Source organism: Psychroflexus maritimus (assembly GCF_011089875.1).
Lineage (GTDB): Bacteria > Bacteroidota > Bacteroidia > Flavobacteriales > Flavobacteriaceae > Psychroflexus > Psychroflexus maritimus.
In genome coordinates this window covers 121,702-137,597 of record NZ_JAANAS010000001.1, presented here as the reverse complement: position 1 = coordinate 137,597, position 15,896 = coordinate 121,702, and the positions used below count along the sequence as shown (strand labels likewise).

Here is a 15,896-nt window from a genome sequence, read left to right as displayed (position 1 = left end):
GTTATGATTAACAAGTTGCTTGTTCTTTTGTTTTCTTTACTAGGAATTGTTATTTTAATCTATAGTTTTTTTCTACCTACAGACTCTGAGATTTATCGTTTACTTTGGTATTATGATTTTATTTTATGCTTGTACTTTTTATTTGATTTCTTAAAGCAGTTTTTTGAATCTAAAAATAAATTTCGATTTTTTTTCACCGTAGGTTGGTTAGATCTTTTGTCAGCTGTTCCGGTTATGTATCAATTTCGATTCTTTAGGATTTTTAGAATTGTAAGAATTATTAGAATACTTAATTCTATCACCTCTTTAGCATCTATATTAGATTTTGTTAAAAGTAAACCCAAACAAAGTTTTTTTGGATTCATCATCTTTTTTATTGTTTCTTCTTTGTTAATAACTTCTGTTGGTGTATTGTATCTAGAACAAGAGGTTGGTAATATTACCACTGCCGAGGATTGCCTTTGGTGGGCAATGGTTACAATAAGTACTGTTGGTTATGGCGACCTCTACCCTGTTACAAATTTAGGTAGATTTTTAGCAATGATTTTAATCTTTACAGGTGTTGTTTCTTTTGGTGCACTTCTATCCTATATTAATGGACGCTTAAATTCATTTAAAAACTAGTACATACAATCTTATTTAATGTTTCTAGAAATGTGTTACTATTCTTCTTATACTAGTTATTATTTGAAATTCCTGTAAAAGAAAATGGAGGTTTTTAATTATCTAAATTCGAAAAATCAGACCTAGCCAAAGTTATGCTTTTTTTGTAATGAAAAAGATAGCAAGAAAAAAGGCGTTTTATTGCCGTAATTTCATTTGATAAATGGTATTGTATTTAATGAATGTTTTTTTAAATCTTGTTTGGCAGATTTGGTGACTTCTACTTCATACTTTCCCATATGGAATCTGTTTCAAGTAAAAAGGTTTCACCATCTTCAATTTCCTTTTCAGCATTTTTAATTTTAGCCACAAATTCTGGGTTGTAAGGGGATTCTGGTTCTTCTAGCATTTTTACATCCTTTTGATCTTTATCAATATGAAATGCTTTTAAAAAAGCGAGTAGTGTCTTTCCTTTTTCAGAACCCTCATTAATTTTTAAAGTTATAGTAACTATACTATGTAACTGTTACAATTACAAATATACCTATTTTTGTGTATTGAAACTGTTTTTTTTGCGACAGATGCTTTTCTACGTGAACCAAATAATTCTGTATAATGACTTTAGGATTATGTCTTTTTATCACAATTACAGTCACCCAACACCTTCAATGAAATAGAAATTTTAATTTCGTAATTGAATTAATCCCGTGAGTGAAGCGATACGGGACAACATCAATTACCAAACACCCATCACCCTACACCAAACAAGCCACCACCCCTCAAATTTTAACACTAATTGCACAAAACTTGCATAAATCTGCAAAAAATCTGCAAATAAAAAGTTTATTTTTATGACTTTTATACGTTAGTTTTGGAATGTAAACAAAAAGGAAACTGAAATCTAAACTGATGGTGATAATTTTTGACATTAATTAATATGGAAAAACAAATTAAATTGTTGTTGATTTTATTTATGATGACAGCTAGTTGTAATCACGTAGTAGATGAGTTTAAATTAACTGGTGCTGAGATAAAAGAAATTGATGACTTAACTACACAATACCAAAAGCAAAGCTATCTTGAAAGCATTTTTAAAAGCGATCAGACTATAAGAGAAATATGTGCAGGATTGATTGTAGCTAATGGATTAGATTCTATTGAACATAAAAATTGTATTAGGGAGAACAATGAAATTGATGCTATAAATTTGCTTAAAATCGAATATTTTTTAGAAAAATACGGTTATCCTTCTAAGTCTGTTTATGGTGAAATCGCAGCTTACACTCCATTTTTAATTATACACCATAGTGATAGCAAAGAAGCTAGATTAAAAAATTTCAATTATTTGAATAATGCTTATCACAATCAAGATATTAAAGAAAGTTCGTTTCTTCTTTACTTGAACAGATTTTACAGGATGACCTATGGAAAACCTTTTAATAAAAATACAGAAGTTGATGAAGTGTCTGCACTTATAGATATTCTTGAGCTTAATGAACATATGTGATATTTTATGGCGTAAACCGAAAAGTCTTGAATGAGTAGGGGAAAACAAAATATTTACAAATGAAAAAAAAACTCAAATTAAATAGGGAAAGAATAGTTTCCTTAAACGACAAACAAAAGCTAATTATAAATGGAGGTTCTGCATCACAGGACGAATTAGCTTTAACAGGCAGTAGATTAATTGTTTGTGGGTCAAAAAAACTTGTTCACACTCCTGTAAAGGTATCGTTTGTGTACCCGTTTAAATTATTCTACAATTTACTGGTTTATGGTAAAGCAACAAGATTTTACCATAAACCATACCTATTCAAATATTTAATTTTATTCTTTTCGACGTTTATTTTAAACAGCTTTGAGATTAACTCTCAAATAAATTTTGAAATCGCTAAGCAATTAGATGATAGAGTAAAAATTGTAGCTTTAGGAGATCCTACTCATTTTGAAGGAACTATCAACTCAGAACGTATTCATCTAATTAAAGAGTTACACCAGCAAAAAGGATTTGGCATAGTTGCTTTTGAATCTAATCTATTTGAAGTTTACTATGGGTATAGAAAATTTTTAGCTACAGATAATCCTAATCCAATATTTCAAGGTATGTATAACATGCTAGCATGCACAGAAAAATATGAACTTTTTGAGTATGTAAAGGAAATGAACAAAAAAAAAGACTCTATTCTAATTATTGGATTTGAAACCAAATTCTCAGGAGAAAATACGGTAGATAATTTTAAAGATTTCCTGAAAACTGAATTACCTGAGATCGATTTAAGTTTAATAAATGATGAAGTTTACTTTGAATATTTGAAAAAGTTAGTCACAAAAAGTTCTTATCATTTAAAGCTAAAAAATGATATTCAAAAAGATTATATTATCAACCATACAAATAAAATAGTAAATCATTTAGAGAAAGTTGAAATGGAAGCCACTTCAAAAATGATTTTGACACAAACCTTAAAAAATATTATTGCAGATGCAAAAAGAATTAGTTTAGACAAGCACCACGACATAAATAATTTAAGAGATTATGAAATGGGTAAAAACATTAGTTTTTTAAAAGATAGTTTAAGTCCTATATACGGCAAAATAGTTTTATGGGGTTCTTCTACACATTTTAGAAAAAAGCCTAATGCATCAAAATATTTCAAAAATAAGAATATAATTTCTCTAGGAGATGAGCTAAATAAGAGATATGGAAACGAGTATTATTTTATTGCTTATAGCTCATATAATGGAAAGAAGAAAAGGTTTTTGTGGTTCGACAAGAAGCTTAAAAAACCTAAAGAAGAGGCTTTAGAGTATCTAGCAACAGAATCTTTTAACGACCATGCTTATAAAGATTCTATTTATTTTTTAAGTTTTAACTCTAACAATCCTTATCATCTAACCAACATGGACAATAAAAATAAATGCAGGATTTATGGTCATTATTACGATTCAATTATAGAAGAAGATTTTGATGCTTTGGTTATAGTCAAGGATACTAAACCTTATACAAGATTATGAATATTGGAATATTAGACCTTGGTATTTTTGATTTGGAGAATGAAACAGCTGAAAATCTTTTGAATCAAAGCTTTTCATATGTAGAGAAAGCTGATATACTAGGATTCTCAAGATATTGGTTTGCTGAACATCATGCACCAGATACTATAATACCTCTACAAATGAAGATAAAGTTTACTTGATAGATATAGAAATTGCTAATTCATATTTTTCTATTTCTGTAAATAAAAAAATCATTAATATCAATGATGTGAAATATTTTATTCACAGAAAAGGGGATATTAATCTTTTAATAGACTTGAAAAATTTAGATGATAAAACTTCACAAGAAGTTGAATTTCTAGAAAAAGAACTTATAATAATTAAAAACTATATTTTTTTAGCACTTCAGACTCAAACAAAAAAATATTTTGGTGATTATTTTAAACGTTACCCTAATGAACTAAATTATTTAAATATTGCAAATTCTGTTGGCTTAAAGATACCTGAAACAATAATTACACCATCTAAAGTAAAGTTGAATGATTTGATTTTCAGTAAAAAACATTCAACCTCATTGTGTTTTTGTTGTTAAATTTTTAGAATTAAGCGTATTTTTAAAAAAAATACTCAATTTTATTTTTTTACTTTATTATAAAGTTTGTAAAATTGTAACATAATATTTTGATTTAAATCCATCATGGAAAAAAAATACATTGGTTTAGTCTTATTAATTTCTGTTTTTATTGGTTGTGATCAGGAAAAAACTGCTGAACCTCAGCCTGATTTAAAGGTTAAAGTAGTTCAACCAATTCAAGAAGATATAATTATAGAAAAAGACTTTGTTGCTCAGGTTTATGGTTATAGAGATGTATCTGTTAGAGCTAGAAATGAGGGTTTTTTAGAAGCCCAAACATTTCAAGAAGGAGGTTTTGTTAAAAAAGGACAACAACTCTATAAAATTGATGCTGAACCCTTAAGAGAAGCCGTCATAAAAGCAGAAAATCAACTCGAAAGAAACAAAGTGAATCTGCAGCGCGCTATTAGCGATTTAAATAGGATAGAACCTTTAGCAAAAATTAATGCTGTAAGTCAAAAAGAATTGGATGCTGCAAAGGCAGAATCTAAAGCTCTTGAAGCCTTAGTTAATTCCTCTAAAGCCAACTTAAACATAAGTAACTTGAGATTAAGCTATGCAAGTATTCAATCGCCAGTTGACGGAGTAGTAGGTAAAACCCTTGTTCAAGTTGGGGAGTTTATAGGAAGAGCAACCGATAATAAAATCCTTACCACTGTTTCTGTAATCGATTCTATTCGTGTTGAGTTTTTTATTACAGAAAATGATTATTTAGCTTTTTCTAAACGTAGCCAAGAAAATCAGTCAAAGCTCTTAGAATTGCCTTTACGTCTTGTTTTAAGCGATGGTAGTGTTTTTTCAGAATTAGGAAAAATTAAGTTCATAAATAGAGAAGTAGATAATATTACTGGAGCAATCCTTGTTCAAGCAATTTTTCCAAATAAAAAGCACCTGATTAAACCTGGACAATTTGCACGAGCACGTTTAGGCGTTTCTGAATTATCAAATGCATTGCTTATTCCCAAAAGATGTGTTAGTGAAGTGCAAGGAAATTTTAGTGTATTTAAAATAAATCAAGCGAATAGAGCAGAAAAAACTAGAATTAATATTAAGGAAAAATACAAAGACTTTTACGTGGTATCTAATTTAAAACCAGAAGATAAAATCCTTTATGAAGGCTTGCAAATGGTTAAAGATAGCGTGAAAGTTAATCCAGAACTTGTTGAGTTTAAGTCGCAATTTTTGACCAAATAATTATGAAAGAACAAAAAGATATATTTTTTGTAAGAAGGCCTATTGTTGCTATTGTTATTTCATTGTTTATGGTAATTGTTGGCGGCGCATCCATTTTGGGACTAGCTGTAGAGCAATACCCAGACATAACCCCGCCAGTAGTTCGTGTAAGTACGCTTTTTTCTGGGGCAAATTCTACCACTGTAGAGTCTTCTGTAGCAACTCCGTTAGAGCAACAGTTAAATGGTGTAGAGAATATGCTTTACATGAAATCTACCAATGCAAACGACGGCAGCATGAGTCTTGAAATAACTTTTGATTTGGGTACCGACCCAGATATGAATACAGTTTTTTCTCAAGCAAGAGTAGCAACTGCTACACCAAAATTACCAGAACAGGTAAAACGTATTGGCGTTACTACTAAAAAAACAATGAGTAGTATATTAATGCTATTATCGATTACTTCACCTAATGAAACTTATGATGGAGATTTTTTGGGGAATTATTCACTTATTAATATACAAGATGAGTTAGCTAGGATAAAGGGTGTTGGAAGAGTTCAAGTTTTAGGAGCAAGCGATTACTCGATGCGAATTTGGGTAAAACCAGATCGTTTAGCAAAATTAAATATTGCCGTTCCAGAAATTGTGAAAGCAATTCAACAGCAAAATGTGGTTGCACCTGCTGGAAAATTTGGTGCAGAACCTGCGCCAGAGGGAACCGATTTTACTTACACCGTTAGGCTACCTGAACAACTTATTGATGAAAGTGAGTTTGAAAATATTGTTATTAGAACTTCCGAAGATGGTAGCCAAATCCGGATGAAAGACATTGCCGAAATTAAATTAGGGAATGAAAATTATGATTCATTTTCTAGAACTAATGGAAAAGCATCAGCTGCAATAGCTATCTATCAGTCTCCTGGTACAAATGCCGTAACTTTAGCAAAAGAGGTTAATCAAGTTATGGATAAATTAGCCTCATCATTTCCAGAAGATGTAGCTTATGATGTTTCTCTAGATGCAACAGAACCCATAGTAGCTGGAATAAACGAGATTATTGAAACTTTAGTAATTGCTTTAATACTTGTTATTTTAGTAGTTTATCTTTTTATACAAGATTGGAGAGCAACCTTAATTCCTACATTAGCTATTCCTGTTTCTTTAGTAGCTGCATTTATGTTTTTTCCTTTACTGGGTTTTACCATAAATTCCTTGTCGCTTTTAGGTCTAGTTTTGGCTATTGGTATTGTTGTTGACGACGCTATTGTAGTTGTTGAAGCAGTGCAAGTAAATATTGAAAAGGGAATGAACCCCAAAGCAGCAACTTCAGCAGCGATGAAAGAAGTGACAGGGCCTATTATAGCAACAACTTTAGTAATGGTTGCTGTTTTTATTCCTGTAGCTGCAATGGCAGGAATTACCGGGAAGTTATACCAACAGTTTGCAATAACAATAGCCGTTTCTGTTGTTTTTTCATCAATCAATGCCTTAAGTTTAAGTCCGGCATTATGTTCATTGCTAATGAAAAAGCCTACCGAAAACAAAGGCCTGTTGGGTCGTTTTTTTAAATCTTTTAATTCATTTTTTGATAAAAGTACACGTTCATACGGTAATGCAACAAGTGCCATTGCTAAAAAGCTAACCCGAGGAGTTATTTATCTCTTAATAACAGTTGTAGCAGCTGGTTTCTTAGGGAAATTAGTTCCTGGAGGATTTTTGCCTGAAGAAGATCAAGGCTACTATTTTGTTAATGTTCAGTTACCTGATGCAGCATCAACCCAAAGAACCGATGCTGTAGTTCAGAAAATTGAGGACCAACTCATGCAAGAAGCAGATATAGATTACGTCACTTCTGTTACTGGTTATAGCGTACTTTCTGGAGCCATGATTCCTAATAGTGCTTTTTTGTTTGTGAAATTAAAAAATTGGGATGACCGTGAGCTAGGGGTGAATGATATCATCAAAAGAACAAATAAAGGTCTTACCTCAACAATTATTGAAGCACAGGCTTTTGCTTTTGGACCTCCAGCCATTCCTGGATTAGGTAACGGCTCAGGATTTAGTTTAATGATACAGGATAAGAGCGGAAACAAACCTTCTTATCTTGCAGAAGAAACCTATAAGTTTATTAGTGAAGCGCAAAAGCGTCCTGAAATAGCTTCAGCTTTTACAACTTTTCAAGCTAATGTACCTCAACGAAGAATTATTTTGGATAATGATAAGATTTTGAAAGCTGATGTTGCGATTGGAGATGTTTATAACACGTTTGCAGCATTTTTAGGAGGTGTTTATGTCAATGATTTTTCAAAATATGGTCGTCTCTATAAAGCTTATGTCCAAGCAGAACCAGAATATAGGCAAGACGAGGATAACTTAAATTTATTCTTTGTGCAAAATAAAAAAGGGGTTTCTATACCTTTGGCTAATTTTGTAAAAGTCGTTCCTGATGCAGGTCCCGATTATACGGTACGGTTTAATATGCTTCGAGCTGCTGAAGTAACAGGTGCACCTGCTGCAGGTTACAGTTCAAAACAGGCTTTAGATGCGCTAGAAGAAGTAGCTGAATTAAGCCTACCTTCAAACCTCACTTATAGTTGGAATGCCATGAGTTATCAAGAAAAAAAGTCCTCTGGTCAATTATCTATTATATTTAGTTTTTCACTATTGTTTGTGTTTTTAATTCTAGCTGCTCAATATGAAAGCTGGAGTATGCCATTAGCTATTCTTCTAGGAACTCCTTTTGCTTTGATGGGGGCTTTTATGTTTTTATACATTGCTCGTTTCTTTAGTGATAGCTATATGACAAACATATTTGCACAAATTTCTTTGGTCATGCTAATCGCTATGGCGGCCAAAAATGCCATTTTAATAGTAGAGTTTGCTAAAATTAAATTTGATGAAGGACTAAGTTTATTTGATGCAGCAGTAGAAGCCGCAAAACTTAGATTTAGACCTATTTTAATGACTACATTTTCTTTTTTATTAGGTGTTTTGCCTTTAATTTTAGCCTCTGGAGCTGGAGCCGAAGCCAGAAAGGTAATGGGGGTGGCTCTTCTTGGTGGTATGGGGGTAGCTACAATCATAGGGGTGTTATTGTATCCAATGTTATTTGTTCTTATTGGTAAACTAGCTGGTTTTGAAAATGATAGAAAAATTGAACCTAAAAGCAAATAAAATGAATTGTAAGTATTTATATATTATTTTTGCTTCAGTTGTTGTAATTGGTTGTAAATCTGGAAAGAATTATAAAGGAACTCAGGTAGAAGTTCCAAATCAGTTTTATTTTGAAGAAGAAATCCAACCTGAATTCAATACTATCAATACAAAAGATTTAAGTGAAGACAGTATCAATAATATTGGTTTTTTCAACTTATTTCAAGATGCTGTTTTAGATAGTTTAATCCAAAAATCTTTAGTCTATAATCAGGATTTAAATATTGCCGCAGAAACAATAATTCAATCACAAGACGGCTTAGTTGTTCAGCGTTCTGCTATGCTTCCTTCTATTGGTGTTGATGCAGGTGCTTCAAATGGAAATTTTCAAGGAGTTGTTCTTCCCCAAACTCAAAAAAACTTTTATGCGGTTGCCTTTGCAAATTGGGAAATTGATTTCTGGGGAAAATTTAGACGCTTAAACGAAGCAGCAAAGGCTCGTGTTGTTCAAAGCGAAGAAGGTTATAGAGCCACTAAATTAAGTTTAGTTTCGGCTGTTGCTACTAATTACTTCCTTCTTTTGGATTACCAAAATCGCCTTGAGATTTCTGAACGTAATTTAGCGCTTCGAGATAGTGTTCTCCAAATTATTGAAAGTAGATATGAAAAAGGAATTATTGCAGAAATTGATGTAAATCAAGCAGAAATTAAACGGGCTGTTGCAGCTGAAGCTGTTCCGCTTTGGAGAAGGCTTATTGCGCAAACAGAACATCGAATTAGCCAATTAACTGGAGCAAACCCTGGCCGTATTCTTACATCAACTAATTTACTTGCCATTGATACCACCATTACAATTCCATCAGGCTTACCAAGTGATTTATTGGCAAGACGCCCGGATATTGTTGCCGCTGAGCAAAATTTAATTGCCCAGAATGCATTAACAGGTTCTGCTAAAGCTAATTTGTTACCCAATATAAGTTTAACTGGACTGGTAGGAGGAGCTTCTAACGAGTTATCAATGCTTACAGATGGGCCTTTAGCATGGAATATTGGTGGCTCACTTTTAGCTCCACTTTTTAATTTTGGTCGTTTACAAAGACAAGTCAATATTGAAGAAAGTAAAACAAGACAAGCCTTACTTGCCTACGAACGAACAGTGTTAGATGCGTTTAGGTCGGTTGAAGATGCATTGGTGGAAATCTCTACTTTAAAAGAGCAACTAAAAGCTAGAAAGCAACGCTTAGATGCGTCTATTAACGCCCAGTTTTTGTCTGGTGAGCGCTATGATAAGGGGGTTACTAGCTACTTAGAATATTTAGAATCACAGCGGCAAGCTTTTGAGTCTGAACTTAATTATTCAGAAACAAGGAGACAACTATTAAATGCTTATGTTAATTTGTATGCTGCTCTTGGCGGCGGATGGGAATTATAATTAATTAAACTCCCAGCCAAATCCAGTTGTAAAAATGTAATCTAAATTGCTACCAGATACTTTAGACTGGTTGTCATAGTTAAATTGAAGCCCTGCTTTTATATAAAAATCCATAGGCAGTTTGTATTTAGCATCAATCATATAATCTAATCTCCTTCTTCCGCTTTCAGATAAACTTGGAAAAAAATCAATTCTACTTACCAATTCAACATCCTTGAAGTTAAATAAATTTAAATTTGCACTAATAAAAGTCTCAGTAGATTCTTTAGACTCTTCCACAAAATCTTCCATATTGTAATTTACACCCATAGATAACCCTAAAAGTAATTTATTGTTTGTAACTAAATAGCGTCCAGCTCCTAAACGATAAAGATACCTGCTGTTTAATGCTTGTTGTGTATTTGATAAATATCCAAAAGAGCTTAATAAATACCATTTTTTAAGTAAAATTCTTTTTACTTCTACTTGAGCGTTAGTCCTTTCAATTTTATCAATATTATCTTGTCTAGACCTTAAACTATTAAAATCGGTATTCATGTACCATTTTGGTCCTTTGTAATAGAAGCCACCAGAAAAGGTTAATTGCGCAGCATTGTTTGCCCGCGTTAAATTGTACCCTACATCAAAATTACCACTAAAACGTTTCCAGAGAACGTCTTCAAGTATTTCAAGCCGTATTAATTCACTAAGCTGGAAGCTTTCTTTTTGATGAGTTTCAGAAGTAATACTTACTTGATTTACAGCTTCAGAATTCACTTTTCCTGTTCTTCTTCTTCCATGGCTTAACATGACAAAGCAGGTTTTTTGAATGTGGATTTTGGTAACATCTTCAAAATCAATCCGGAAGTCGCTATCACTGTAAGAAGTTTTTAGGACTAAAACCCCAGAATTTATTTTTTTTACTTTTCCATACAGCACATCTCCACTTTTAACTTTCACTGTATCAACTTGACCATAGCCAATGTTGAGAAACAGAAATACGCTAGTTAAACTTAGTAAAATTTTCATACAACTACATTTACTTTAAAGTTCAAAGCTACTTATAATTATTTTCACAAAAAAGCATGGATTTATTTTTGCACTAAGCCTATAAAAAAAAATATAACACTTAACTTGTTTAGATAAATTTAAAATTCAAAGATAAATCTTTCGAATGTTGGGATTTATCTATGATAATGTAAGAAAAAGTTAATCCATTTTATCACTTAATTTCTTGAAAACTTTTCTTGGATTTTTGTTTTCGTAAAGTACTTTATGAACGGCATTAATAATAGGTGTTTTGGTTTTCTTTTTTGAAGAATTGTTGATGATGTAAGCACTTTTTACCGCATAATATCCTTCGGCAATCATATTCATTTCTAATTGTGCACTTTTTACGGTGTAGCCTTTACCTATCATGTTTCCAAACATTCTATTTCTACTAAAAACGGAATAGCCGGTCACTAATAAATCACCTAAATAGGCAGAATCATTAATGTTTCTTTTCATTTTGTAGCGTTTTTTAATAAATCGCTTCATTTCACGAATAGAATTACTCATCAAAACACTCTGAAAATTATCTCCATAGCCCAAACCATGAGCCATACCAGCGGCAATGGCATAAATATTTTTCAACACAGCGGCGTATTCAGTGCCAATTACATCTTCAGTAATTTTACATTTAATGTAGTCACTACTCATGTATTGTGCAACCAAATTAGCTTTATCTTCATTAGCACAGGCAATTGTAAGATAGGAGAGACGTTCTAACGCAACTTCTTCTGCGTGACAAGGCCCGGTGATTACACCAATGTTATCGTAAGAAATTTTGTACTTTTCGTTAAAATGCTCACCTACAATCAAGTAACTCTCAGGAACAATTCCTTTTATAGCACTAAAGATAATTTTGTCTTTAAAGTTTACTTTTATTTGATTTAAGGCTTCGTTTAAAAATGCAGATGGAATGGCAAAAATGAGTACATCAGCGTTTAAGACTGCCTTGTTAATATCGTTAGTTAAAATTAACTTATCTGTATCAAATTCAACAGAACTAATGTAATTGGGGTTATGAGAATGCATCAGTATATGGTCAATAGCTTCATTATTTCGCATATACCAAGTTATTTGATCAAGATTTTCAGAAAGCATTTTTACAATAGCAGTTGCCCAGCTTCCGCCTCCAATAACCGAAAAGTTAGGTTGAGTGGTGTTCATGTTAATCAATTATTTTGGGTTCGAAAATAAGTAAAATTAGCAAATCTCAATCGTATTCGTAGTTTTTTTAAAAAGAATATAAAACTATATCAAAAACTTAGTCTTTAAAATCAAATTCATAATTGTTAGCTTCGCTAGTATTTTAGTTCTTAAATTGTTTTAAGGCTTGCTATTATTTTTCTATTTTTAAACACTTTCAGTAATTAAAAATTGAACAAAATAATTATGAACATCAATAAAGTATTAGTCGCTAACCGAGGAGAAATTGCTATTAGAATATTTAGAGCTTGTACAGAAATGGGCATCCGGACCGTTGGAATTTACACTTTTGAAGACCGGTATTCTTTACACCGTTATAAAGCTGATGAATCCTATCAAATTGGTAATGACGATGAACCTTTAAAGCCTTATTTAAATAGTGAAGAAATTATACGTGTGGCTAAAGAAAATGGGGTAGATGCCATTCATCCTGGTTATGGTTTTTTGTCTGAAAACCCCAACTTTGCAGAAGCTTGTCAAGCTCATGGAATTATTTTTGTAGGCCCGGATGTAGCTGTGCTCAAAGCCTTGGGAGATAAAATTACCGCTAAAAAAGTGGCTATTGAAGCAAATGTCCCTATTATTGAAAGTAATAAAAAAGACCTCATCTCATTGGCTTTAGCCAAAGAAGAAGCAGAACGTATTGGTTTTCCCTTGATGCTCAAAGCCGCTTCTGGAGGCGGGGGAAGAGGAATGCGTGTATTACGCTCTATTAATGAATTAGAAAATGCATTTAATGAATCTAGAAGAGAAGCAAAAAATGCTTTTGGTGATGAAACCGTTTTCTTAGAAAAATTTGTTGAAAACCCAAAACATATTGAAATTCAGATTGTTGCCGATAATCATGGTAATGTAGTTCATCTTTTTGAAAGAGACTGCTCTGTTCAAAGACGTTACCAAAAAGTAATTGAGTTTGCTCCTTCCTTCGGGCTTGATGACGAAGTGAAGCACAAGCTTTATGCCTATGCAGTTAAAATTTGTAAAGCTGTTGATTATAACAATGTTGGAACGGTAGAATTTTTAGTGGATGATGACGGAAGTATTTATTTTATTGAAGTCAATCCAAGAATTCAAGTTGAACATACAGTAACCGAGGTAGTTACCAATGTAGATTTAATCAAAACCCAGCTTTATGTGGCGGGAGGTTACAAGCTTTCTAGCCCAGAAATAGCTATTGAAAGTCAGGAAAAGTTACAACTTAATGGGTTTGCTGTACAGTGCAGAATTACTACCGAAGACCCTACAAATAACTTTCAGCCTGATTATGGTACCATTACCACTTACAGAAGTGCTTCTGGTTTTGGAATTCGATTAGATGCTGGAAGCATATACCAAGGGGTGAAAATTTCACCCTTCTTTGATTCTATGTTGGTAAAAATTTCAGCTAGCGGTAGAAGTCTTGAAGATGCTTGTAAGAAAATGAGAAGAGCTTTAGCTGAATTTAGAGTGAGAGGTGTTAAAACAAATATTTCGTTTTTAGATAATATTTTAAAAGATAAAAATTTTAGAAATGGTGATGTTACAGTAAACTACATTAAAAATAATCCTCATTTATTTGAAATTGTAGAACCAAGAAATCGCGCAACAAAATTAGTTAATTTCCTAGGGCATGTTACCATTAATGGCAATGAAAATGTAAAACAAAAACAGGATAATCCTAACTTTATTGTACCGCAAATTCCATCATGCCAAGTTCAAAAGCCACATGCTAAAGGAACAAAGGATTTGCTAAACGATTTGGGGCCTGAAGCGTTTTCAGCATGGTTAAAAAAAGAAAAATCAATTCATTATACCGATACCACATTAAGAGATGCTCATCAAAGTTTGTTAGCAACGCGAATGCGAACTTTTGACATGATGAAAGTAACCGAAAACTATGCTTTGCAACATCCTGAAATATTTAGTTTGGAAGTATGGGGTGGAGCTACATTTGATGTTTGTATGCGTTTTTTAAGAGAAAATCCTTGGGAACGCTTAAGAAGAATAAGAAAAGCCGCTCCTAATATCTTATTACAAATGCTACTTCGTGGTTCAAATGCGGTGGGTTATACCGCCTATCCAGACAACCTAATTGAAAAATTTGTAGCTGAATCTTGGGAAAATGGAGTTGATATCTTCAGAATTTTTGATTCGCAAAATTGGATGAAGTCTATTGCACCCTGTATAGAACATGTAAGAAAAAACACCCAAGGAATTGCTGAGGCTTCCATGTGTTACACCGGTGATATTTTAGACCCTAAGCGAAGTAAGTATAATTTGAACTACTACCTACAATTAGCTAAAGATTTAGAAAATGCCGGAGCCCATATTTTAGCTATAAAAGACATGGCAGGTTTGCTGAAACCGAAGGCGGCTAAAGAATTAATTACGGCTTTAAAAGCAGAGGTTAATTTACCCATACATTTACACACGCACGATACTTCTTCAATGCAATCTTCTACCTATTTAGAAGCTGTAGATGCTGGGGTTGATGTAATAGATGTGGCCTTAGGTGGTTTGTCAGGGCTAACTTCACAACCTAATTTTAATGCATTTGCTGAAGTAATGAAGTATCACCCAAGAGAAAACAAGCTTAATTTAGAGCGATTAAATGATTATTCCATTTATTGGGAGCAAGTAAGAACTTACTATTATCCATTTGAATCAGGATTAAAATCAGGTTCTGGCGAAGTGTATAAACACGAAATTCCGGGTGGACAATATTCTAATTTAAAACCACAAGCAGAATCTTTAGGATTAGCCAATCGTTTTCATGAAATCACTGATATGTATGCGCAAGTTAATCAGTTGTTTGGCGACATCATTAAAGTAACCCCAAGCTCTAAAGTAGTAGGAGACATGGCGCAATATTTAGTGAGTAACAATTTAAGTATTGAAGATGTTTTAGAGAAAGGGGAGACCTTGAGTTTTCCTGCTTCGGTAATTAATTTATTTAAAGGCGATTTAGGACAGCCTGTGGGTGGATTTCCAAAGAAAATTCAGAAGCTAATTTTACGGGATGAAAAACCTTACACAGACCGGCCTAATGCTCATTTAGAACCTGTTAATTTTGAAAAGGAAATAAAGGAATTTCAGAAAAAATTTAAAGATGGTTTTGACCGCGAATTAGAAATGACCGATTTTCTTTCCTACAAGCTATATCCTAAGGTATTTGAAGAGGCTTATCAGCATCATTTAGAGTTTGGTAATGTGGCCGAAATTCCTACTAAGAACTTCTTCTATGGAATTGAGCCTGGCGAAGAAATTGTGGTAGAACTAGATCGAGGAAAAACACTTTTAATAACCTTGATTTCTTTTGGCGAAACTAACGAAGAAGGAATGAAAACTATCTTCTTTAAAGTTAATGGTCAGACTCGAACGGTTTTAGTTCGAGATGAAAGTGTAGAAGTAGATCAAGTAAAGCATCAAAAAATAGATAAAGAAAATCCTTTACAAATTGGTGCTCCAATGCAAGGTTCACTAACTGAAATATTGATTAAGGAAGGGGAAGAAATTAACAAAAATCAGGCTTTATTTGTTATAGAAGCTATGAAAATGGAAACCACTATTACAGCAAATACAACTGGCAAGGCAAAGAAAATTCATATTCCTGCTGGTGAAATGGTTTATGCAGATGATTTGGTGGTTGAATTGGAGTAATAACCATGTTTTTATCTTCTTAACCTGAGTTAGA

At 32.7% G+C, this 15,896-nt stretch carries 12 protein-coding genes; 9 read left to right on the top strand and 3 right to left on the bottom strand.

The window, feature by feature from the left end:
* The first annotated feature begins 3 nt into the window (after positions 1-3).
* Positions 4-624, top strand: coding sequence for a potassium channel family protein (locus G7034_RS00595; RefSeq protein ID WP_166399014.1), 621 nt, complete (start codon positions 4-6; stop codon positions 622-624).
* Positions 625-883: 259 nt separating this feature from the next.
* On the opposite strand, the gene G7034_RS12055 is transcribed toward G7034_RS00595, so the two are convergent.
* Positions 884-1,096, bottom strand: coding sequence for a DUF2683 family protein (locus G7034_RS12055; protein WP_394351929.1), 213 nt, complete (start codon positions 1,094-1,096; stop codon positions 884-886).
* 444 nt (positions 1,097-1,540) lie between these two features.
* On the opposite strand from G7034_RS12055, the gene G7034_RS00590 reads away from it, so the two are divergent.
* The 7 genes from G7034_RS00590 (at position 1,541) to G7034_RS00560 (ending at position 9,991) form a co-directional block, all read left to right on the top strand.
* Positions 1,541-2,110, top strand: a complete 570-nt coding sequence (locus tag G7034_RS00590) for a hypothetical protein (protein ID WP_166399013.1) — start codon at positions 1,541-1,543, stop codon at positions 2,108-2,110.
* A 59-nt stretch (positions 2,111-2,169) separates the two neighbouring features.
* Positions 2,170-3,615, top strand: a complete 1,446-nt coding sequence (locus G7034_RS00585; RefSeq protein WP_166399012.1) for an erythromycin esterase family protein — start codon at positions 2,170-2,172, stop codon at positions 3,613-3,615.
* A complete protein-coding gene (locus tag G7034_RS00580; RefSeq protein ID WP_166399011.1) occupies positions 3,612-3,797 on the top strand; it encodes a hypothetical protein in 186 nt (61 codons plus the stop codon). Before G7034_RS00585 ends, G7034_RS00580 begins: the two co-directional genes overlap by 4 nt.
* Positions 3,794-4,189 (top strand): hypothetical protein, encoded by a 396-nt coding sequence (locus G7034_RS00575; RefSeq protein WP_166399010.1) that lies wholly within the window; start codon positions 3,794-3,796, stop codon positions 4,187-4,189. The genes G7034_RS00580 and G7034_RS00575 overlap by 4 nt, the downstream gene beginning before the upstream one ends.
* Before the next feature lie 105 nt (positions 4,190-4,294).
* Complete coding sequence (locus tag G7034_RS00570) at positions 4,295-5,425, top strand: efflux RND transporter periplasmic adaptor subunit (protein ID WP_166399009.1); 1,131 nt, start codon at positions 4,295-4,297, stop codon at positions 5,423-5,425.
* 2 nt (positions 5,426-5,427) lie between these two features.
* On the top strand, positions 5,428-8,580 hold the full coding sequence (locus G7034_RS00565; protein ID WP_166399008.1) for an efflux RND transporter permease subunit: 3,153 nt from the start codon (positions 5,428-5,430) through the stop codon (positions 8,578-8,580).
* Position 8,581: 1 nt separating this feature from the next.
* Positions 8,582-9,991, top strand: coding sequence for an efflux transporter outer membrane subunit (locus G7034_RS00560; protein ID WP_166399007.1), 1,410 nt, complete (start codon positions 8,582-8,584; stop codon positions 9,989-9,991).
* On the opposite strand, the gene G7034_RS00555 is transcribed toward G7034_RS00560, so the two are convergent.
* Both G7034_RS00555 and G7034_RS00550 read right to left on the bottom strand, forming a co-directional pair.
* Complete coding sequence (locus tag G7034_RS00555) at positions 9,992-10,999, bottom strand: DUF481 domain-containing protein (RefSeq protein WP_166399006.1); 1,008 nt, start codon at positions 10,997-10,999, stop codon at positions 9,992-9,994.
* 180 nt (positions 11,000-11,179) lie between these two features.
* The gene (locus G7034_RS00550; protein ID WP_166399005.1) at positions 11,180-12,184 is read right to left on the bottom strand and encodes an NAD(P)H-dependent glycerol-3-phosphate dehydrogenase; all 1,005 of its coding nucleotides are present in this window, start codon (positions 12,182-12,184) and stop codon (positions 11,180-11,182) included.
* Between the two features lie 225 nt (positions 12,185-12,409).
* Between G7034_RS00550 and G7034_RS00545 the strand changes: the two genes are divergently transcribed.
* Complete coding sequence (locus tag G7034_RS00545; RefSeq protein ID WP_166399004.1) at positions 12,410-15,862, top strand: pyruvate carboxylase; 3,453 nt, start codon at positions 12,410-12,412, stop codon at positions 15,860-15,862.
* Positions 15,863-15,896 lie beyond the last annotated feature (34 nt).